The sequence below is a fragment of the Flavobacterium sp. WV_118_3 genome (genome assembly GCF_039778605.1).
Lineage (GTDB): Bacteria > Bacteroidota > Bacteroidia > Flavobacteriales > Flavobacteriaceae > Flavobacterium.
Window position 1 is genome coordinate 843,576 of record NZ_CP156060.1, and the last position, 19,267, is coordinate 862,842.

The 19,267-nt window shown below is 39.4% G+C and carries 22 protein-coding genes and 1 tRNA gene; 6 read left to right on the forward strand and 17 right to left on the reverse strand.

Annotated features, from left to right (window positions below; translation table 11 throughout):
• Positions 1–7 precede the first annotated feature (7 nt).
• On the forward strand, positions 8–589 hold the full coding sequence (locus ABFU83_RS03920; protein ID WP_347069121.1) for a YdeI/OmpD-associated family protein: 582 nt from the start codon (positions 8–10) through the stop codon (positions 587–589).
• Here the strand turns inward: ABFU83_RS03920 and ABFU83_RS03925 are convergent.
• The 8 genes from ABFU83_RS03925 to rsfS form a co-directional block, all read right to left on the reverse strand.
• Positions 586–975, reverse strand: coding sequence for an AraC family transcriptional regulator (locus tag ABFU83_RS03925; RefSeq protein ID WP_347069123.1), 390 nt, complete (start codon positions 973–975; stop codon positions 586–588). The two genes, ABFU83_RS03920 and ABFU83_RS03925, sit on opposite strands and share 4 nt — an antisense overlap.
• A 58-nt stretch (positions 976–1,033) precedes the next feature.
• Positions 1,034–1,822, reverse strand: a complete 789-nt coding sequence (locus ABFU83_RS03930; RefSeq protein WP_347069125.1) for a superoxide dismutase — start codon at positions 1,820–1,822, stop codon at positions 1,034–1,036.
• The gene (locus ABFU83_RS03935; RefSeq protein WP_136401938.1) at positions 1,819–2,091 is read right to left on the reverse strand and encodes an acyl-CoA-binding protein; all 273 of its coding nucleotides are present in this window, start codon (positions 2,089–2,091) and stop codon (positions 1,819–1,821) included. Before ABFU83_RS03935 ends, ABFU83_RS03930 begins: the two co-directional genes overlap by 4 nt.
• 2 nt (positions 2,092–2,093) lie before the next feature.
• Positions 2,094–2,744 (reverse strand): phosphatidylserine decarboxylase family protein, encoded by a 651-nt coding sequence (locus ABFU83_RS03940; RefSeq protein WP_347069127.1) that lies wholly within the window; start codon positions 2,742–2,744, stop codon positions 2,094–2,096.
• A complete protein-coding gene (locus tag ABFU83_RS03945; protein ID WP_347069129.1) occupies positions 2,734–3,543 on the reverse strand; it encodes a phosphatidate cytidylyltransferase in 810 nt (269 codons plus the stop codon). The genes ABFU83_RS03940 and ABFU83_RS03945 overlap by 11 nt, the downstream gene beginning before the upstream one ends.
• A gap of 1 nt (position 3,544) precedes the next feature.
• A complete protein-coding gene (locus tag ABFU83_RS03950) occupies positions 3,545–4,147 on the reverse strand; it encodes a lactate utilization protein B/C (RefSeq protein WP_136401935.1) in 603 nt (200 codons plus the stop codon).
• A 115-nt stretch (positions 4,148–4,262) separates the two neighbouring features.
• Positions 4,263–6,200: an ATP-dependent zinc metalloprotease FtsH gene (ftsH, locus tag ABFU83_RS03955; protein WP_347069131.1), complete on the reverse strand. Its 1,938-nt coding sequence runs from the start codon at positions 6,198–6,200 to the stop codon at positions 4,263–4,265.
• 15 nt (positions 6,201–6,215) lie between these two features.
• Positions 6,216–6,590, reverse strand: coding sequence for a ribosome silencing factor (rsfS, locus tag ABFU83_RS03960; protein ID WP_136401933.1), 375 nt, complete (start codon positions 6,588–6,590; stop codon positions 6,216–6,218).
• A 93-nt stretch (positions 6,591–6,683) separates the two neighbouring features.
• Here rsfS and ABFU83_RS03965 point away from each other — a divergent pair, with 93 nt between their 5' ends.
• Positions 6,684–7,415 (forward strand): biotin--[acetyl-CoA-carboxylase] ligase, encoded by a 732-nt coding sequence (locus tag ABFU83_RS03965; protein WP_347069133.1) that lies wholly within the window; start codon positions 6,684–6,686, stop codon positions 7,413–7,415.
• A gap of 2 nt (positions 7,416–7,417) precedes the next feature.
• Here ABFU83_RS03965 and ABFU83_RS03970 read toward each other — a convergent pair whose 3' ends face one another.
• The 4 genes from ABFU83_RS03970 to ABFU83_RS03985 all read right to left on the reverse strand — a co-directional run bounded on the left by ABFU83_RS03970 (position 7,418) and on the right by ABFU83_RS03985 (position 11,505).
• Complete coding sequence (locus ABFU83_RS03970; RefSeq protein WP_347069135.1) at positions 7,418–7,993, reverse strand: pentapeptide repeat-containing protein; 576 nt, start codon at positions 7,991–7,993, stop codon at positions 7,418–7,420.
• 42 nt (positions 7,994–8,035) lie between these two features.
• Positions 8,036–8,440 (reverse strand): response regulator, encoded by a 405-nt coding sequence (locus ABFU83_RS03975; protein WP_300490824.1) that lies wholly within the window; start codon positions 8,438–8,440, stop codon positions 8,036–8,038.
• Positions 8,437–11,280: a PAS domain S-box protein gene (locus ABFU83_RS03980; protein ID WP_347069137.1), complete on the reverse strand. Its 2,844-nt coding sequence runs from the start codon at positions 11,278–11,280 to the stop codon at positions 8,437–8,439. Before ABFU83_RS03980 ends, ABFU83_RS03975 begins: the two co-directional genes overlap by 4 nt.
• Before the next feature lie 151 nt (positions 11,281–11,431).
• Positions 11,432–11,505: transfer RNA gene (locus tag ABFU83_RS03985), tRNA-Arg, on the reverse strand.
• A gap of 77 nt (positions 11,506–11,582) precedes the next feature.
• Here ABFU83_RS03985 and ABFU83_RS03990 point away from each other — a divergent pair.
• Positions 11,583–12,095 carry an adenine phosphoribosyltransferase gene (locus tag ABFU83_RS03990; protein ID WP_347069139.1) on the forward strand — a complete coding sequence of 171 codons (513 nt, stop codon included), beginning with the start codon at positions 11,583–11,585 and terminating at the stop codon, positions 12,093–12,095.
• Here the strand turns inward: ABFU83_RS03990 and ABFU83_RS03995 are convergent.
• The 4 genes from ABFU83_RS03995 to ABFU83_RS04010 all read right to left on the reverse strand — a co-directional run bounded on the left by ABFU83_RS03995 (position 12,092) and on the right by ABFU83_RS04010 (position 15,956).
• Positions 12,092–12,232 (reverse strand): SsrA-binding protein, encoded by a 141-nt coding sequence (locus ABFU83_RS03995; RefSeq protein WP_347069141.1) that lies wholly within the window; start codon positions 12,230–12,232, stop codon positions 12,092–12,094. The genes ABFU83_RS03990 and ABFU83_RS03995 overlap by 4 nt on opposite strands.
• A gap of 57 nt (positions 12,233–12,289) precedes the next feature.
• Complete coding sequence (locus ABFU83_RS04000) at positions 12,290–14,212, reverse strand: M56 family metallopeptidase (RefSeq protein WP_347069143.1); 1,923 nt, start codon at positions 14,210–14,212, stop codon at positions 12,290–12,292.
• Between the two features lie 6 nt (positions 14,213–14,218).
• A complete protein-coding gene (locus tag ABFU83_RS04005) occupies positions 14,219–14,575 on the reverse strand; it encodes a BlaI/MecI/CopY family transcriptional regulator (RefSeq protein WP_136401925.1) in 357 nt (118 codons plus the stop codon).
• A 166-nt stretch (positions 14,576–14,741) separates the two neighbouring features.
• Entirely contained in the window at positions 14,742–15,956 is a 1,215-nt protein-coding gene (locus ABFU83_RS04010; RefSeq protein ID WP_347069145.1) for an MFS transporter, read from the reverse strand.
• 149 nt (positions 15,957–16,105) lie between these two features.
• Here ABFU83_RS04010 and ABFU83_RS04015 point away from each other — a divergent pair, with 149 nt between their 5' ends.
• Genes ABFU83_RS04015 through ABFU83_RS04025 form a run of 3 tightly spaced genes read left to right on the forward strand, consistent with a single transcriptional unit; the run spans position 16,106 to position 18,079 of the window.
• Positions 16,106–16,708: a DUF1684 domain-containing protein gene (locus ABFU83_RS04015; protein WP_347069147.1), complete on the forward strand. Its 603-nt coding sequence runs from the start codon at positions 16,106–16,108 to the stop codon at positions 16,706–16,708.
• Positions 16,708–17,349 carry a TatD family hydrolase gene (locus ABFU83_RS04020; RefSeq protein WP_347069149.1) on the forward strand — a complete coding sequence of 214 codons (642 nt, stop codon included), beginning with the start codon at positions 16,708–16,710 and terminating at the stop codon, positions 17,347–17,349. Before ABFU83_RS04015 ends, ABFU83_RS04020 begins: the two co-directional genes overlap by 1 nt.
• A gap of 7 nt (positions 17,350–17,356) precedes the next feature.
• On the forward strand, positions 17,357–18,079 hold the full coding sequence (locus ABFU83_RS04025; RefSeq protein ID WP_347069150.1) for a tRNA threonylcarbamoyladenosine dehydratase: 723 nt from the start codon (positions 17,357–17,359) through the stop codon (positions 18,077–18,079).
• A gap of 50 nt (positions 18,080–18,129) precedes the next feature.
• On the opposite strand, the gene ABFU83_RS04030 is transcribed toward ABFU83_RS04025, so the two are convergent.
• On the reverse strand, positions 18,130–19,233 hold the full coding sequence (locus tag ABFU83_RS04030) for a GyrI-like domain-containing protein (protein WP_347069152.1): 1,104 nt from the start codon (positions 19,231–19,233) through the stop codon (positions 18,130–18,132).
• Positions 19,234–19,267 lie beyond the last annotated feature (34 nt).

Genomic DNA, 19,267 nt, shown 5'->3' on the forward strand with positions numbered 1-19,267 from the left:
ATACTCTATGAATCCAAAAGTTGATCAATTTTTAGATAAGCTCACAAAGTGGAAAGCGGAAATGACTTTATTGCGGGAAATCGTACTGACATCGAATCGCCTTATAGAAGATTATAAATGGATGCATCCGTGTTATACGCTGTCGGGAAAGAATGTGGTGCTTATCCACGAGTTTAAGGAGTATTGTGCGCTGTTGTTTCACAAAGGGGTATTGCTCAAGGATCCGGAAGGGATTCTAATTCAGCAAACCGAAAATGTACAATCGGCACGACAATTACGGTTTACGAATATTGACGATATCCGGAAGCTGGAGCCGGTAATTGTAGCATATATTAATGAAGCAATTGCGATTGAAGCATCGGGAGCAAAGGTGGTCTTAAAAGAAACGACGGATTATTTTGTGCCGGAGGAATTCCAACAACGATTGGATGAAGATTCGATTTTAAAAAGAGCGTTTGAGTCCTTAACACCAGGACGGCAACGGGCCTATTTGTTTTATTTTTCTCAGGCCAAACAATCCAAAACCAGAGAAGCACGAATTGAAAAATACCTGCCAAATATTTATAGGGGAAAAGGGATCGACGATTAATCCTGTATGGCTGGTTTTAGGGAATTTCGGTATTGCGACGGAGTTATCTTTTCAAATCGTTTAAAAAACTTCGTAAAATTTGACGGGTCAAAGGTGAGTAGTGTCGCAATTTCGGCAATGGTTTTATCCGGAATGGACAAAAGTCGTTTGGATTCGTCCATGATTCGTTTTTCGAAGAAATAACAGGGCGATTTACCGGTTTGCAATTTTATCGTTGTACTGAGGTGTACGGGATGAATACACATAATGGATGCAATGTCTTTAATTTCGAACATAACGTCGCTATGACCTTCCAGAATGCTGTCAATATGACGATCGACCTGATTGATAAACTCCAGCGTGATTTCTTCTTTCCGGTTACTGTATTTCAGCGGTAATTTTGTCATACGAATGCTTTGGTTTACTATAGAATTAAAAAAATCCGCTTTATAGCGGATTTTTAATTTATTTTTTGATTTTCGCTTGCGCGTCGTCGTATTTTTTTGAAACGGCATCCCAATTGATCAGATTAAAGAACGCGGTGATATAATCGGCTCTTTTGTTTTGATAGTTTAGGTAGTAGGCATGTTCCCATACATCCATTCCTAAAATTGGTGTTCCGGAAATACCCACATTTGGCATTAAAGGATTGTCCTGATTTGGTGTACTGCCTACTACAAGATTACCCGCTTTGTCTACAACCAACCACGCCCATCCGGAACCGAATTGTTTGGCACCGGCATCCGAAAATTGTGTTTTAAAGTTTTCGAACGAACCAAAAGTTTTGGTAATCGCATCGGCGATAGCACCTTTGGGTTCACCGCCGGCTTTTGGCGCCATAATTTCCCAATACAGGTTATGGTTGTAGTAACCACCGGCATTGTTACGTACGGCTTTGTTTTCCATATCCAGTTTGGACAGGATATCTTCAATGGTTTGTTTTTCCATAGCGGTACCGGCAATAGCCTTGTTCAGGTTGTTGGCATAACCGACATGGTGTTTGGAGTAATGAATTTCAACGGTTTTAGTGTCGATATAAGGTGCTAAAGCATCATAGGCATACGGAAGTCCTTTCATTTGGAAGGTTCCGGGATCGGCTTTTACATCAGCAGGATTACCTACCGGTGTTGCTGTTTTTGTCTGTTCTACCGGATCCGGGATTTCAACGACCTCTTCCAGCTTGTTTTTGTCTTTACAAGAAAAAAGCAAGGTCGAAAAAAGGAAACCGGCAATAAGGATTTTAGAATTTTTCATGGCTTATTAATTATTGAATTTACGGTTTCTATATATAATTTTTTAGCAGCATCGGGCGATAAATGGCGTACCTGCATCCAGGCATTCATTTTAAAAGCGTCTCTTAAATCCTGAGGCTCCTGATGTTGCTTGAGTCTGTTGGTTCCGGATAGCGCCTGTTTGTAATAAGCATAGAGACGCAACATGACATCCTGAGGTAAATTCTCCGTCATATTGGAAGCTTTTTCAAAGGCTTCCTGAAATTGCGTATCTAAATTAGAATCGGACATTATTATTTTTTTGCAATGATTGTTTTGCCGCCTACAGCCTTATCATTTAATTTTACATTCACTTCGGTACCTAAAGGTAAGTATAAATCTACCCTCGATCCAAATTTAATAAATCCGGCATCGGTTCCCTGAACAACGCGCATTCCTTCCTGAGCGTAGTTTACAATTCGTCGTGCCAGTGCACCGGCAATCTGACGGTACAGGATTTCTCCGAAAATACGGTTTTCAACCACCACGGTCGTTCTTTCGTTTTCTTCACTGGCTTTCGGATGCCATGCCACCAGGTATTTACCCGGATGGTATTTGCTGTATTTTACTTCTCCGTTTACGGCATAACGCGTTACGTGTACGTTAATCGGAGACATAAATATCGATACCATAAGACGTTTGTCTTTAAAATATTCCGGCTCGTATACTTCTTCGATAACCACTACTTTTCCGTCTACCGGTGCAATGATATGATTGTCGTTGATGGCTACAATTCTTTTTGGATTTCTGAAAAATTGCAGTACAAGTACCAATACAACCAATCCTAACAGTTGTAGCACTTTTTGTAACCATAGGATACTGATAAATTCATCAGCTAAAACAGCTGTCAAAGCAACCAAAAAGGTTGTGATTAAGATAATTTTTGAGCCTTCTTTATGAAACATAATTTAAAATTTGATAAAACAAATAAAGAAACGGTATTGCAAATATAACACTATCCAGCCGATCTAAGATACCACCGTGTCCCGGCATTATTTTTCCACTGTCTTTTACTCCGGCGGTACGTTTAAATTTGGATTCGATCAAATCGCCGATAGTACCGAAAAACCCTACGATTAAACCGGTTATGATCCAGGTAACAGGGGGGAAGAATGTAAAAAACTGACTGATAATATAGCTTCCGATCATGGTAAAAACCAATCCGCCAACAAAGCCTTCAATCGTTTTTTTAGGCGATATGCGTTCGAATAGTTTGGTCTTTCCAAAAGATTTGCCCACGATATAGGCAAAAGTGTCATTGGTCCAGATCAGGATAAAAATTCCGATAATGATATTGGGCGTAAAGCTGCCGGTAATAAAAGGTGCTTTCATCAACAAAATAAACGGCAATATGATATAACCGAAAAGTTTTACATATTTGGCCGGTTTATCACTGCGTACCGGTTGTGTCGATCCGAATAAATCGAGCATTAAATTTACCGAAACAAACAGTGTTGCCAGGCAAATCGCAATATCGGTATAAAAGGAATTGATACGGAATACAATAAAGAGAATATAGGCACCAAGTCCTAGTACAATTGGTAAACCGTTTTTAAGGTGGATTAGTTTGCAGAATTCAACTACCGCAATCAATAAGAATATACCGAAGAGCAACGTAAAGCTCACTTCAGAAAACAGAGTAGCTGTTAGTAATAAGACGATATAGATAAACCCCGAAAGGGCTCTGATACTACTTTCCCGCATGCTACAAATCTTCTAAAAGCAATAAATACAGGTTTTTAGGACAGCTGCCATACTGTAGGAAATCCTCTTCTTTTGCTTTTTCGAAATATTTAAAAGTGGTGATATTGGTTGGGTATTCTTTATCGTATTTGCGTTTAATCTCCCGTAGGCCATCGCTTTTATTCGCTAAGATCTGACTGGTTGTAGCCAGAATAATGATGTTTGAGGGTAAATCGTTGGGTTTGTTCTGGCGTAACTGATTGGATGAGAAAAGGATAGAACCTTCATCGGCAATCAGGTTTTCGCAGGAAGCAAATAAAAATTTTGGATTTTTAGGACTGTTGTAGTTGAGTTTATTTTCGTCAAGCAGACTGTAGAGTTTGGGTTCCAAACAAATCACATCGCTTTCAAACCAATCGTTTTCTACCAAAATATTTTCAAACTGTTCGTGTACTTCCGTTAAATTTTCACAATACAAAAACTTACCTCCATTTTTTTTGAAATTGAAAGTAAATTGCTCGTCTATCGGCATCTCAATCTCTGGATGATAATGGCTCAATTCGGGTTCTCTCTCCTCTTTTGAAGCATCATTCGCACTGCCGAAAAGTTTTTTAAAAAGACTCATAAAAGTAGGTCAGATCTTTGTTTTTTGCACTTGAAATCAATCAAAGATAAAAAAATCTTAATTCAATTTTACAATCGAATTAAGATTTTTGTATAAAATGTTATAATTATTTTTCTTAGGATTCAGTAACTACTTCATTTTCTGTTTTTTCATGTGGACGCTGTCCAAATATGGCTTCCAGGTCGTCTTTGAAAATCACTTCTTTTTCGATCAGAATGTCGGCAAGTTGATTAAGTTTCTCCTTGTTTTCATTCAAAATCTGAATCGCTCTGTCGTACTGGGATTCGATCAGTTCGGAGATCTCTTTGTCTATAATTTTGGCTGTTTCTTCCGAGTATGGTTTTGAGAAATTGTACTCACTTTGACCTGATGAATCGTAGTAAGTGATGTTTCCTAATTTATCGTTTAAACCGTATACGGTTACCATAGCACGGGCTTGTTTGGTCACCTTTTCAAGATCGCTTAAAGCTCCGGTCGAAATTTTATTGAAAATTACTTTTTCAGCTGCACGTCCCCCCATAGTGGCACACATCTCGTCCAGCATTTGTTCCGGACGTACAATCAGACGTTCTTCCGGTAAATACCAGGCCGCTCCAAGACTCTGACCTCTTGGGACGATGGTTACTTTTACCAATGGCGCTGCATGTTCTAACATCCAGCTTACCGTAGCGTGACCCGCTTCGTGAATCGCAATAGCGCGTTTTTCTTCCGGGGTAACGATTTTGTTTTTCTTTTCAAGTCCACCTACAATTCGGTCTACAGCATCCAGGAAGTCCTGTTTGTCGACTGCTTTTTTACCTTTTCGGGCAGCAATAAGTGCTGATTCGTTACATACGTTGGCAATATCGGCACCGGAAAATCCGGGTGTTTGTTTGGCCAGAAATTCGGTATCCAGCTCTTCCGATTTTTTCAACGGTTTTAAGTGTACTTCAAATATTTCTTTACGCTCACGGATGTCCGGAAGGTCTACATAAATCTGTCTGTCAAAACGTCCGGCACGCATTAAGGCTTTGTCCAGTACGTCGGCACGGTTGGTCGCGGCCAATACGATTACGTGGGTATTCGTACCAAAACCATCCATTTCGGTTAACAATTGATTTAGGGTGTTTTCACGTTCGTCGTTCGATCCGGAGAAATTGTTTTTTCCACGGGCTCTACCTACGGCATCGATCTCGTCGATAAAGATAATCGAAGGTGATTTTTCCTTTGCCTGTTTAAACAGATCACGTACACGTGATGCTCCAACCCCTACAAACATTTCTACGAAATCCGAACCGGATAATGAGAAGAACGGTACTTGTGCTTCGCCGGCTACGGCTTTTGCCAAAAGGGTTTTACCGGTTCCCGGAGGTCCTACCAATAAGGCTCCTTTCGGGATTTTACCACCGATACTGGTGTATTTTTCAGGATTTTTCAGGAATTCAACGATTTCCTGGATTTCTTCTTTGGCTCCTTCCAGTCCGGCTACGTCTTTAAAGGTTACCTTGATGTCGTTTTTCTCGTCAAAAAGACGTGCTTTGGATTTTCCGATTGAGAAAATCTGTCCGCCACCACCTCCGGATCCGCCACCTGACATTCTTCGGAACATAAATAACCAGAAGGCAATGATCAGGATAATAGGCAGGAAGTTGATCAAGATATCACCCCAATTGCTTTCCGGCTCTGAGGAATAGTCTTTTAACTTACCTTCTAAACGGGCTTCCTCCAGTTTCTTTTGGAAAAGTTCGCTGTTGGTACCGATGTCCAGCGTATAATGAGGACCTGTATTGTCTTTGCCCAACAGGTTTTTCTTCTCAATTTTTTCGTGGGTTTTGCTGTTAAGTGCTTCTTTGTTCAAGTATACCTGAGCCGTACTTTTGTTGAAAACGACTTTTTCGACCTGACCAGAGTCAAGGTATTGGTAAAAACGGGATAACGAGGTAGGTTTTACTTCCTGAAAATTCGTTCCGCTTGAAACAAGTTGAATCGCAATTAAAATCAAAAGTACGGCCCCATAAATAACCCATGGGCTAATTCTGATCTTAGAAGGATTTGGTTTTTTATCTTTTGACATGTGAAATGTGGATGTTTAGTATTTGTTTTGGATAGAAGTGATTTTTGCATCACCCCAAAGGCTTTCGATGTTGTAGTACTCACGGATGTGTTTCTGGAATACATGTACCACTATCGTTACGTAGTCCATTAGTATCCATTCTCCGTTTTCGGCACCTTCAACATGCCAGGGTTTGTCTTTTAGTTCCTTGGAAACAATTTTTTGTACGGAATTGGCAATGGCGTTAACCTGTGTATTGGAATTACCGTTACAAATTACAAAATAATCACATACGGTATTTTCGATTGCTCTTAGATCCAGAATATCTATATCATTACCTTTTACTTCTTCAACTCCCTTAATGATGTTAGCTAACAGATCATCATTGTTAATATTATCCTTTTTTGCCATTTATTATTTTATATATTTTCGCAAAGTTATCAAATTTTGTCTTTATTTTTGAACCTTAACACAAGATTAGCGATAGTAAAGTTATTTATTTCTATGAATATTATCAAACTCGGTGCCACAAGTTCCACAAATGATTTTTTAAAAGATTTACTGACAAAACAATTTGTAGAAAATTTTACCGTGGTTGTGGCAGAACATCAGACAAAAGGAAAGGGACAAATGGGCGCCGAATGGAATGTGGAGTCGGGTAAGAATTTGACATTTAGTGTTTTAGTTCGGGATTTGCTGTTGGATATTCAGGCAATCTTTCATTTGAATGTAGCCGTGGCTGTTAGTATAATCGAAGGATTGGAAGAGTTTGCTATTGGCGGATTGGCAATTAAATGGCCAAACGACATTTTGGCAGAGAGTAAAAAGGTCGGTGGCATACTTATCGAAAACAGTATCAAACGTAATGGCGAGATTTTCTCGATAGTTGGCATCGGATTGAATGTAAATCAGGAGCATTTTGTGAATCTGCCAAAAGCTTCATCGCTCTACGCGATCTACGGAAGGGTTTTTGACAAAGAGGCAGTCATGTTGGCTATATTGGGAAATCTGAAGCGAAACCTATCGCTCTTACAGGCTAAAGAATATGCGCTATTATGGCAGTCGTACGACAACAGGTTGTTTAAAAAGGGGATACCGATGCCTTTTGAAGCGAATGATGGTTCGCATTTTATGGGAATTATCCAAGGAGTAACCTCAAACGGTAAGCTTGAAGTACTCCTTGAAAATGATTCCATTACTACTTTTGATATTAAAGAGGTAAAATTATTATACTGATTTTACCGGACAATGATTTCATATTTTTGTAATAATCCTTTTAATCCTTCTTTCGAAAACTGCGCTTTGCGCAGTTTGGTTTTTTCCGGGTCGATGGTAAAATTGTAGCTGGTCAGGAAATCGGCCTTTTCGGCAATAGCGTCGGTAAAAACAGCCTGATGCAGGTTACAGTTGTCGAATAAAACTTCTGTTAAATTGGTCGCCATAAAATCAACTGCGATCATACTGCAATTGGTAAACGTCATTTTTTTGAGCTTTAAAGCATAAAATTTGGCGTAATCCAGAACACAATCATTAAAGTGAAATTCAAATAACAGCTGATCGGTCATGGCAAAATTTACATCGGTAAAATCGCAGTGGTTAAAAACAGCATTCCGCAAACCGACATAATTGATTTGCGCTTCCTTAAAATTGCAGTTGTAAAAAATACAATCGGTAAAAACAACACCTGAAAAATTACAATTGCTAAAATCGCAACCGGTAAAAGTGCATTCTTCGAATTCTTTGTATTTGATTTCGCTTTCGGAAAAAAGCTGGTTGGTAAAAGGGGTATTAAATATAAAATCGCTGTGGGTCATTCAAAAATTTGGTATTTATGTAAGTAGGTTTTTGTTCATGGGCTAGTCTTTGGGGTTTTCTAAGTGAATTCGTTCGAGTATATCCCGATCGATTGGCTTACATAAATAGCCTACAATCTCGGGAAAACTGTTTGCTTTTTCGCGGTCTTCGTTAGCAATGGAGGAACTGGCTATGTAGATTGCGGGCTTTTTTCCAAACCCGAAATCTATCCGTTGTAACTCATTCATAAAAGCCCAGCCGTCCATTTCCGGCATATCGATGTCGAGTAGGATAACATCGGGAAATTCCTCGGCGCTTTGAATGGCTTTTAGTGAGTCAATAGCAACTTTTCCATTTTTGTAACTCAGAATCTGACTAAATAATTGACTTTTCTCAATTATTTTCTTTGTAATTAATTGATAAATGGGGTCATCATCAATTATACAGATACTTTTTGGGGCGTTCATCTGAAATATATTTTAAAAGTTGTTCCTTCGTCTAATGTACTTTTAACGACTATTTTTCCTCCCATCGCATCAATCTGGTTTTTTGAAATGAATAATCCTATTCCTCTTGCATCAGCATGATTGGTGAATGTTTTGTACATTCCGAATAGTTTTTCTCCATTTTTTTCCAGATCAATTCCAATTCCGTTGTCGGAAATTTCCAATACGGTTTTACCGTCTTCCTGGTAGGATTTCAGATCAATTACGGTTTGTCTGTCGGCATGTCCGTATCGAATAGCATTCGATATAAAGTTAAGTAATATACTTTCTAAATAAGCAGGATTGTATTTGACTTCGATGTCTTTGTTGACATCATTATGGATGATCACATCGTTTTTCAGTAATTGCTCCCGAAGTACGTCCAGCGTCTTGTTAATATATTTTTTTAAATTTAAAGGTTCTATAATCAGATTGATATTGGTCTGGATGGTTACCACCTCGTTTAGGTTGTTCATCGTTTCGTTTAGTACCGAGGAAACCGATTTTAGCAATTGGATCATTTCGTCGCGTTCTTCGTCGGTATCGGCCGATTCGATCAGGTTTGAAATCGATTGGATGTTACTGGTATGTGAACGCAGGTTGTGCGAAACGATATACGAGAAATTTAGGAGGCGTTTGTTTTGTTCGGTTACCAGATGTAGTGTGTTGTTGAGTTCGATTTCTGCCATTTTGGCTTTTGTAATGTCGATCATAATACCACGCAGGTTTACGGCTTTATCGTTTTCGACTACCACACTTACAATATCGCGTAGCCATACGATTTCGCCGTCTTTACGGATCATACGGTATTCGAAATCGTGTTGTCTTTTTTCGTAGGTGTAACGCGACATAAAGGCGATAACCCATTCTTTGTCGTCGGGATGTACATGGTTGATCCAGAAAGACGGCGTTTCCAACCATTCTTCCGGTGTATAACCAAGGATGTCTTCTACTTTTCGGCTGATAAAGGTGAAATCAAAGGTACTCGGATCGCCTTCCCAAACAATACCGTCAATGGTGTTGATCAAAGATTCGATCTTCTGCTGTGATTTTAAAATGACTTCTTCGGAGTTTTTACGCTCTGTAATGTCTTCGGTTGAAACCAATACGCGTTCCAGTGTTTTTTCATATTCCGGAACCACACTCCAACGGAAATGGATGTGTTTGTATTGGTTGTCCATGAATTTGATCTGAGAATCACCGGTAATATGATTTTGTCGTTGCGTAATGGCGATAAGTTGTTTCGAGAAAATCGGAATGGATTCGTCGTCAAAAATCGTACTGAGTTTGCCTTTTAGGATGTTTTTGTCTTTTACCGAATGTAGCGTAAGACACATGTTGTTGACGTCTATCACTTTTACTAATGATAAACATTTGCGGATTACGTCGATGTTGTTTTTCAGATAAGCTTCAACTTCTTCTCTCGGCATATCTATCAGACCTAATTCGGTCAGGTATTTTTTGACTTCCGAGAAATCTTCTTCCCACAACGGAATCGGTGAGTTGTTGAATAAACTTTTAAAACGTTTTTCGCTTCTCTTGATACGATCCTGGGCCTCTTTCTTATCGGTTATGTCTTCGATAATTCCGATGTGCGATGTTGGTTTTTCACCTACCGACCATAGCGGGGTAATCGTTACGCTGGCCCAAACGATATTGCCGTCTTTGTGGAAGAAACGCTTTTCAAGTCCGAATTCACGGATAACCCCTCTTTTTAAAAGACGCATTTTTTTGAAATCGTTTTCCAGGTCGTTCGGATGCGTAATCATCATATAATCCATTTTGCTGATTTCGTTGGTTTCATAACCAAGCATCTGACAAAACCGTTCGTTGGCTTCTATAAAAGTACCGGAATTGGAATCGATATGCGCAATTCCAATGGCGGCCTGTTCGAAAATGGATTTGAATTTAATTTCGCTCTTCATTAAACGAAGTGCCTGCGAATGTACCAAACGTTGTAATTCGGACGGACGTTTTAATAAACTCGTGGTAAACAAACCGCAAATCAGGGACAATACAATCGCTAAAATAGCAATCGGGATTAATTGTTTGATCAGATAATAGTTGTTCGTAGTTATCAGATATAGCTTCCAGTCGCCATCTGGGAATGAAACGGTTAAATGGGTTTTATTGGTAAAATTCTTTTTGTTGGGAAGGAAAAATTCTTCTTTTCCGGTTTCCGGATCGGTTTTGGAAAACTGAAAATAATATTTGTCGGTCGAAAAAGTTTTAATTCCGGACGTCTCCAAAAAAGTATTGAATTTGATGACAACAGAACAGAATCCCCAGAATTTATTCGATTTGAATACCGGGAACCAGCCTACGATGCCTAGACCGCCTTGTTTTAATTCCAGTGGACCAACATAATATATTTTTCGGTTTTTGATGGCTTTCATCGCCCATCGGCTTGCTTTTTCGGAATCCAGAATATTGTAATTAATTACCGGTTCGTTGCCTTTTAATGGATAAACATATTTGATTACTCCGTTTGGAACCAATTCTACCGCATCAATATTCGGATTGGAGTCTACGAGTTGTTTACCGATTTCGTCAAAATTACTTGGGTTACCATTGTCGTCAATGGTCATGGCCAATGTCAGCGTACTGATATGGCTGTTTTTTAGCGATTGCTCGATGTTTTGATGCACCACATTTAGGATGCTGCTCATTTCACGTTGCTCGCTTTCTTTTATAATTTGATAGCGTAAAAAAAGAATTAAATTCGAAACTAAAAACAGGAGTGTAAAGACCAATATCCCAGTCGTTTTTGGTCTTGATAAAAACCAACTGATGAGAATTGTAATTTTTTTATCCAGATTCATTGGAGTTGCCTTTGGGATGGGTGTTAAAACTTTATAAATTTATAAAAAATGTGAATAAATGAATTATAAAAATTGCAAAATACTCATTATTTCACAACAAAAGTTTGATTTGAATAAAAAAAAAGCTCATCATAAAGATGAGCTGATGTTGTGACCTCGACAGGATTCAAACCTGTAACCTTCTGAGCCGTAATCAGATGCGCTATTCAGTTGCGCCACGAGGCCTTAGTTGTTTTTACGGGTGCAAATATAGGGGTAAATGTGTAACTTGCAAACAAAATCGCAATAAAATTTAAAAAAAAATGAGTCTAAAAGAGTATGTGCGTGATATTCAGGATTTTCCTAAAAAAGGAATTTTGTTTAAAGATATCACTCCTTTGTTGATGAGCCCGGAAGCAACGAATGAATGCCTCCAAATTTTAATCGAAAACCTGAAAAATAAAAAAATCGACAAGGTAATCGGAGTGGAAAGTCGTGGTTTTTTCTTTGCAACTTTATTGGCGCACGAATTACAGGCGGGTTTTGTGCCGGTTCGCAAAGCCGGAAAGCTACCATTCGATACGGTTTCGGCTTCGTATACGCTGGAATACGGTACCGATACACTGGAAATTCATGCCGATGCCATCCAAAAAGGGGATAGGGTTGTCATTCATGACGACGTATTGGCAACCGGCGGAACGATTAAAGCCGTTTGCGAGCTGGTGGAAAAACTGGGCGGCGAAATTGTACAGGTCAATTTCCTGATGGAACTGACTTTTCTGAATGGAGGAGATAAAATTGCCGGCTACGAGCGATTTGCAGCGCTTCAGTACTAGTTTAAGGCTCGGGTGGTTACATAATACCGCCAGGCGATAATTAGCTTCTGAAAAGCGCTTGCTTTGGAAAGATCAAGGTTTTGTTTGCTGTAGCTCGGTAAAAGCAGTTTGTTAAGTCGGGCCAGTATTTTAAACATATTCCTTTGGTTTTGATAAAGATAGAAAAAAAAAGAGCCACATTTGTGACTCTTTTTTTATTCGCTGTCACGAAGTTCGCGCTCTCTTTCAATTGCGCGTTCCTTCATTGCTTTTTCGCGTTCTTTCATCGCTTTTTCGCGATCTTTTCGTGCCGATTCCAGCGCTTTAGCGCGGTCTTTCATAGCTGCTTCACGGGCTTTCATGGCTTTTTCACGTTCTTTTTGAGCGATTTCCTGTGATTTCATTGCTTTTTCCAAACCTTTCATGGCTTCCTCATGTGCTCTCATAGCAATTTCATGATCTTTCATGGCCAGTTCCTGGCTTTTTAAGGCTTCCACACGGGCACGGTCAATTTCCGGACGGGCTTTTTCGATGGCTATACGAGCGTCTTCCAATGCCTTACGGGTAATTTCTTTGGTGTCTATTTTAAGATCATCCGCATTTATTATTTCATTTCCATTGAGATAAACAGTATTTCCGTTTCGGGAAACGGTTGTTACTTTTCCGTTTTTAATGATCACCGATGAGGAGGAAGATTTTACACCTGGCGCTACTGGTGCTGCCGGAGCAACAGGAGGAACCGGTGCCGATCCTGGGCCTGATGGTGGGCTAGGCGGACTAGGCGGGCTTGGCGGTGAGGGTGGACTTATAAAGTTGCTGATATAATCACCAAACGAGGTGTCGCTTTCAGATTGTTCATCGGTGCTTTCGTCTTTAATGGTTGTACTGATACGGGTTTTTCCGTTTCTGGCATAGGATTGTTGTTTTGCTTCTGAGTTAAAACCGATTTTGATTTTACCGTTACGATCGGTTTTTTTGATAAAACGAATGGGGCTGATCGGTTCGTCACTTTCCGTTTGTGTGATACCGGTATTGCCTTCTTTGTCTTTGTATTCGATTTTAATACGAATGATTTCACCGGCTTTGTTGCGTTTTACTTTGGAATACTTTAGTGTAACACCGTATTCGTTTTTAAGTAACGCGACATTCTTTTTTAATTGTTCATCACTGGTGTTTTTGTCTACAATTACAGTAATGTCGTCTCCGGGTGCAAAGGGAGCGTTGTTAGGTTGTAAAGTAGCTGTTGTTTGTTTTTCCTGTGCCAGGATCTTTACCTGGAACTGCAGGATAAAAAAGGCCAGTAGCGGAAGGATGATTAGGTACTTCCACAGGTTCCTTTTTCGGGACTGATTGGTGTTTAACATAACGATTCGTTTTTTGATTAATGATTGATAAAAATGATTGGTGATGGCAATGCATTGGGTTTGCATTGTTACTTTTACTAAGGTCTTCTGATAGGCTTTAATGTCGTCTACAACTTTTGTAGCTTCGGCATCGGCTATAAATTCCAGATTTTGTGCAATGGCTTTTTTGTAAATCCACATGATCGGATTGAACCAGAAAAAGATACAAAATACCTGCGCGATCATCATGTCGAGTGAGTGTTTCTGTCGGCTGTGAATCTTTTCGTGTTCGATAATGTCGGACAACTCGTCCTGTTGTAATAATTTGGAATTGTAAACAATATAGTTAAAGAACGAAAAAGGTGATTGGACTTTTTCGGTATCGATAAAATGAAAATTATTATGGGTTACGGCTTTCGGTTTTTTCAGTATTTTTCGAAGCGATCGGTATTCGGACAGAAAACGGATACAAAACAAAATAATACCGATGCTATATAAAATACTAAACAGATAGTGGTAGTCGATTTGAAAACCGGTATCGGCTGGCACTGGTACTGCCATTTGAATTTGTGACGTACCGTCGGCATAGGTAATAGAAGCAATTGGAGTCCGTTCTACCCAAATAATTTTTGTATATGAGATCAGTGGAAGTAAAGCGGACGTAAACAAACCGGCTATCAGATAACCGCGATTGGCATTAAAAAATGTTTCTTTTCGTAAAAAGAAATGATACGCCAGAAAAAAAACGGTTATTAACGCCGTAACTTTTAGAATGTATATACCAAATGCTTCCATAAAGGCCTATTTTTTTTCGATCATGTCTAATATTTCGCGAAGTTCATCTGCGCTGATTTTTTCTTCTTTGGCAAAAAAGGAAACCATACTTTTATACGAATTGTTAAAGTAGTTTTCGATCGCATTGTTCATAAAACTCTTGCGGTAATCCTCTTTTTTTACGATCGGAAAATACTGGTGCGTATTGCCAAATGCCTTATGAGACACGTAGCCTTTTTCCTCCAGATTCCGGATAATGGTCGACAAGGTGTTGTAATGCGGCTGATCGTCTTTGATTTCGGCCAACACTTCTTTTACAAATGCTTTTTCAAGCGTCCATAAAATTTGCATTACTTCTTCTTCTTTGTTTGTTAATTTCTGCATGATACTCATTTTCTATAATAATCGGATAGGATTTCCGATTGGTTGAAACAAAGATATAACTATAAATTTAGTTTTGCAACTAAAAAAATAGTTGATTAACTAAAAAAATAGTTTTTTTATTCAGGTAGTCGAAAGAAATAACGCTAAAAGTCTTGTTTTTAGTGTGTTAGTCGTTTTCTGATTTTACGATTTTTAACAGCCAGATAGTCGCAAAAGCAGCAGTCGCGGCAAAAGTTCCCATAAAAATCCAGTTAACGGTATAGTTGTAACGGGAAATAATTTCCATACCGGTTTTAGAACTCATTACATGCGCAAGACTAAAACTCATCGTGTATAAAGCCATATAACGGCCTTCATGTCCTTTTGGAGCGCGACTCATCGCGAAGGAGTTGGAAAACGGGAACGCAAACATTTCGCCAAAAGTGATCAAGACCAGATTAATCACCAGTATACCTACCCATCCTTTTAATAACAGGGCATAGAAGCCGAAGGTGATAAATAAAGCTCCAAAAAAGATCAGCTTGATTTTAGCCACTTTTTTACGCTCGAAATAACCTACGATCGGCATTTCAAAAAGGAATATCAAAAAGCCGTTTATCGACATTAGTAAACCGGTTTGGAATTCCGTGAGTCCGTATTGCTCGTTATGGTATAAAGGTAGCGTACTGAAAAATTGAAAGAATACCATTGCGGTAGCAAAACTGATAAACAGAAACAACCAAAAGGGTTTGTCGCTGAATACGGATTTTACCGGTTCCGTATCGTTGAAATGACTGGTGGTTTTTTCTCTTTTTTTCTCTTTTACCAACAAGCGGAACAAAACGATGGCAGTAATACAGGAAATACCGTCAACCCAAAAAAGTCCTTTATAGCCCATTCCCATAATGATCAAACCACCCATAGCTGGTCCGGCAGCAAATCCGAGGTTTACAGCGAGTCGGACAAGTGTCAGCGCGCGGGTTCGGTTTTCCGGGCGTGCATAGGTATTTAAAGATACAAACATAGCCGGTCGAAACATATCTGCAATGATCATAATCGAAAACATCGCGAGGCATAGTCCGGTAAAACTGGTTACAAATTGGAGGCTGATAAACAGGATGCCACTGGTGAACAGGCTAAAAACCATAATGCGGTAAAAGCCTATTTTGTCCGATAGTTTTCCGCCCAGCCAGGAACCGATCATCGAACCGCAACCAAAACTCACCATGATCCAGCCCACCTGATGGTAGTCAAAGTGAAGGTCTTCTTTCAGGTATTTCGATAAAAAGGGGAGTACCATTGTTCCCGCCCTGTTAATAAAGGTAATCAGGGTCAGGATCCAGATTTCACGCGAAAATCCTCTGAAATTATTGATGTAGTTGGAGAAAACTTTTTGTAGCATATACGGTTCTAAATGCCAAATTTACAAACTATTTAATGTCGTAAACGGGAAATGAGGTAAATTAATAATGAAATAATAGCAGTGGTTTCGGGCGTGGGATTTTTGATTATTTTTGCAGCAGCTGTTTCGCATACAGCCTGATACCGATTATGATGAAAAAAATATTCTATCTGTTATTGGGAATGACATTTCCGCTAACGGGCTTTTCGCAATGCGATTTGGAATCTGTTACGGCTTTTCAGAAAAAGATCAATTCCGAGTTTGCCAATGCAGAGGAATCGCCATTAAAAGAAAAAGACCGTAAAAGTTTTAAAACGCTGGATTTCTTTCCGGTGGATTTAAAGTATTGTGTAACCGCACGTTTGGTAAAGTCAACAGACGAAAAACCATTTACAATGCCTACTACCGGGACGCGAAAACCATTGTATGTGAAATATGGCGAGTTGTCATTTAAAATCGATAGTAAAGATTATAAACTAAATGTATACCGTAACCTGGAATTGGCCAAAATGGAAAAGTATAAAAAATACCTGTTCCTGCCTTTTACCGATCTTACCAGTGGTGTGGATAGTTATGGCGGTGGTCGTTATATCGATCTGGAAATTCCGGATGGCGATAGTATAACGATCGATTTTAACAAAGCCTACAATCCGTATTGTGCGTATAATGAAGGTTATTCCTGTCCGATACCGCCGCAGGCCAATGATTTGAAAGTAGAAATCCGTGCCGGTGTTAAAGCGTTTCATAAATAATGTTGTATAATCTGCATACGCATAAAGCGTCCGGTGATCCGGGTGTTTTGGAAATTGTAAATCAGTATCCAAACGAATTGGATCCATCCGTGGCGTTTTATTCCATTGGGATCCATCCGTGGTATGCGCAGGCAGATCGATTGGAGGATGACTTGCGTATCATTTCGGAAAAACTAAAAGAGGCCAATTGTTTGGCGCTAGGCGAATGCGGACTGGATAAGCGGATTGAAACGGATATCAACAAACAGCTTTCGGTTTTCGAACGCCAATTGGAATTGCTGGAACACAATCCAAAACCGGTCATTTTACATTGCGTGGCGGCCTATCAGGAAGTCATCGCTGTTAAAAAACAAATGAAAGTGGAAGTACCGATGATCATCCACGGTTTTTCTAAAAATTATCAGGTGGCCCGATCGCTTTTGGATAACGGGTTTTATCTTTCTTTTGGGAAATACCTGTTGCGAAATCCCGAACTGGAATCGGTGTTTAAAGCCGTGCCGGACGATCGTTTTTTTCTGGAAACGGATATGGTGGAGGAGACGATTTTTCAGGTGTATGAAAAAGCCGCTTCGATTAAAAGTGGCGCCATTGAGGCAATGGTGATGCAAAATTTTAAAAATGTATTTGATAACAATAAATAAAAAATAAATGGCTGAATGGACAGAGCGAGCAGAATTGCTGTTTAAAAAAGAAGGACTCGAAAAATTAAAAAATGCAAACGTATTGATTGTTGGAATGGGTGGTGTCGGATCGTTTGCGGCAGAATTTATTGCAAGAGCAGGTGTAGGGAAAATGACAATAGTGGACGGTGATACCGTGGATATTACCAACATCAACCGACAGTTACCCGCGTTACATTCGACCGTGGGACAACCTAAGGTGAAAATTGTAGGCGATCGTTTGATGGATATTAACCCGGAATTGGAGTTAACCCGTATCGAGGAATTCCTGTCGCCGGAACGAGCTTTTGAACTAATCACACCGGAGTTTGACTATGTATTGGATTGTATCGATAGTATTACACCTAAATTAAACCTGATTCTGGCTGCAAAACGTAAAAAAGTCAAGATTATCAGTAATATGGGAGCCGGAGGTAAATTGCTAGCGAGTAAGATTGTGGTAAAGGATATCAGTAAAACCGATGTTTGTCCGTTGGCAAAAACCATCCGCAAACGTTTAAAGAAAGAAGGTATTTCTACTGGCGTTAAGGCGGTGTTTTCTACAGAAAAACCGGATGAGAGCAGTTTGAAAATGACAGACGGACAGAATTTTAAAAAATCGTTTTTCGGAACAAATAGCTGGATGCCGGCATTGTTTGGTTTGCATGCCGCCGAAACCGTGGTTCGTTATTTATTAGCAAAAGAAAAATAATTGATCAACATATATAAATAAAAAAGTCCCTTTAGGGACTTTTTTATGTTTTATTCGATTGGTTTCGCTGTTGGTGGTGGTACCGGTTTGTCTGTAGAAGTTACTGGTACAATGGGAGCTACCGGTTTTGGCTTTGCCGTAATCGGGATAAAGATTTCGGTTACCCATTCAGACGGTTTGCGGCTTTGTAAAGGCCCTGTTTTATAAACTTCCAGATATTTCCCGTTCGGATCTTCCATCCATTTGTTTTTTACAATCTCAGCATAGGATTTATCCCAGGCTTCTTTACTATGGGAATAGTCGCCGGTAAGCGTTGTTTTTAAGGCTAAGTAAGGGATTAATTCACCAGCGGCAATATCACTTCCCTGTGCCGTAAATATTTCTTCTTTTACCGGAATACAAACCGAAAACTCGACTATGTTGGAAGTAGTGTCGTATTTGTTATAAATTGCAAAAGCACTTCCGCTTACCGATATATTATTGTCTTTCGTGAATTTGTTCAGATTCGTAAACATGGAACCCATTAATGCGGGTAATTCCGGAATTTTACAGGTAGCCGATTGTTTAATATAATAGGTACCGGCTTTTTTTACCAGTCCGTTGATCTTAATATTGTATAATTGTAATTCTTTTACCAGGATGTTATCGATATTTTCCAATCCTTTTTCGAACATCGGGCCTAACATTCTGTCGGAACCGCCACTAAGAATGGAAAAGGCTTTCATCATAAAATTCATGTTTCCTTTCATTCCCCAGGTTACTTTAGTACCGCCCTTTACCGGAGTAAAAACCCAATAAACATCAGAAGGAGTTTCGCTTTGATCAAAGTATATTTTTTGTTGAATGCTGTCGGTACCAATGGTTTTAATAGTTTCCATCTTACCGGTTCCATCTTTACCAGTCCAGGAAAAAGAAGCACCGGCTCCCTGTGTTTTGTCGCTATAATTGTTACGGATTGTAGGATCGTCCTCTTTCCAGGGACCCCAGTCGTCCCAATTTTTGTAGTCGTCTACATAATTGAACAAAGCCACGGGTGTTGCCTGAATCACTTTGCTTCGTTGTACATCGAATGAACCGGTTTGAGTAGCAATGTAAACCGTTAGTGCAACAGCAGCTAAGAGTAATAAAAGAAATATGTATTTAACTACGCGCATAGCATTAAAAAAAATTTCATTTAGTTGTCCAAAG

Bases quoted from the DNA above. Each gene is read 5' to 3' on its own strand.
- ABFU83_RS03920 (WP_347069121.1), top strand. From the start codon at position 8: ATGAATCCAAAAGTTGATCAATTTTTAGATAAGCTCACAAAGTGGAAA.
- ABFU83_RS03925 (WP_347069123.1), bottom strand. From the start codon at position 975: ATGACAAAATTACCGCTGAAATACAGTAACCGGAAAGAAGAAATCACG.
- ABFU83_RS03930 (WP_347069125.1), bottom strand. From the start codon at position 1,822: ATGAAAAATTCTAAAATCCTTATTGCCGGTTTCCTTTTTTCGACCTTG.
- ABFU83_RS03935 (WP_136401938.1), bottom strand. From the start codon at position 2,091: ATGTCCGATTCTAATTTAGATACGCAATTTCAGGAAGCCTTTGAAAAA.
- ABFU83_RS03940 (WP_347069127.1), bottom strand. From the start codon at position 2,744: ATGTTTCATAAAGAAGGCTCAAAAATTATCTTAATCACAACCTTTTTG.
- ABFU83_RS03945 (WP_347069129.1), bottom strand. From the start codon at position 3,543: ATGCGGGAAAGTAGTATCAGAGCCCTTTCGGGGTTTATCTATATCGTC.
- ABFU83_RS03950 (WP_136401935.1), bottom strand. From the start codon at position 4,147: ATGAGTCTTTTTAAAAAACTTTTCGGCAGTGCGAATGATGCTTCAAAA.
- ftsH (WP_347069131.1), bottom strand. From the start codon at position 6,200: ATGTCAAAAGATAAAAAACCAAATCCTTCTAAGATCAGAATTAGCCCA.
- rsfS (WP_136401933.1), bottom strand. From the start codon at position 6,590: ATGGCAAAAAAGGATAATATTAACAATGATGATCTGTTAGCTAACATC.
- ABFU83_RS03965 (WP_347069133.1), top strand. From the start codon at position 6,684: ATGAATATTATCAAACTCGGTGCCACAAGTTCCACAAATGATTTTTTA.
- ABFU83_RS03970 (WP_347069135.1), bottom strand. From the start codon at position 7,993: ATGACCCACAGCGATTTTATATTTAATACCCCTTTTACCAACCAGCTT.
- ABFU83_RS03975 (WP_300490824.1), bottom strand. From the start codon at position 8,440: ATGAACGCCCCAAAAAGTATCTGTATAATTGATGATGACCCCATTTAT.
- ABFU83_RS03980 (WP_347069137.1), bottom strand. From the start codon at position 11,280: ATGAATCTGGATAAAAAAATTACAATTCTCATCAGTTGGTTTTTATCA.
- ABFU83_RS03990 (WP_347069139.1), top strand. From the start codon at position 11,583: ATGAGTCTAAAAGAGTATGTGCGTGATATTCAGGATTTTCCTAAAAAA.
- ABFU83_RS03995 (WP_347069141.1), bottom strand. From the start codon at position 12,232: ATGTTTAAAATACTGGCCCGACTTAACAAACTGCTTTTACCGAGCTAC.
- ABFU83_RS04000 (WP_347069143.1), bottom strand. From the start codon at position 14,212: ATGGAAGCATTTGGTATATACATTCTAAAAGTTACGGCGTTAATAACC.
- ABFU83_RS04005 (WP_136401925.1), bottom strand. From the start codon at position 14,575: ATGCAGAAATTAACAAACAAAGAAGAAGAAGTAATGCAAATTTTATGG.
- ABFU83_RS04010 (WP_347069145.1), bottom strand. From the start codon at position 15,956: ATGCTACAAAAAGTTTTCTCCAACTACATCAATAATTTCAGAGGATTT.
- ABFU83_RS04015 (WP_347069147.1), top strand. From the start codon at position 16,106: ATGATGAAAAAAATATTCTATCTGTTATTGGGAATGACATTTCCGCTA.
- ABFU83_RS04020 (WP_347069149.1), top strand. From the start codon at position 16,708: ATGTTGTATAATCTGCATACGCATAAAGCGTCCGGTGATCCGGGTGTT.
- ABFU83_RS04025 (WP_347069150.1), top strand. From the start codon at position 17,357: ATGGCTGAATGGACAGAGCGAGCAGAATTGCTGTTTAAAAAAGAAGGA.
- ABFU83_RS04030 (WP_347069152.1), bottom strand. From the start codon at position 19,233: ATGCGCGTAGTTAAATACATATTTCTTTTATTACTCTTAGCTGCTGTT.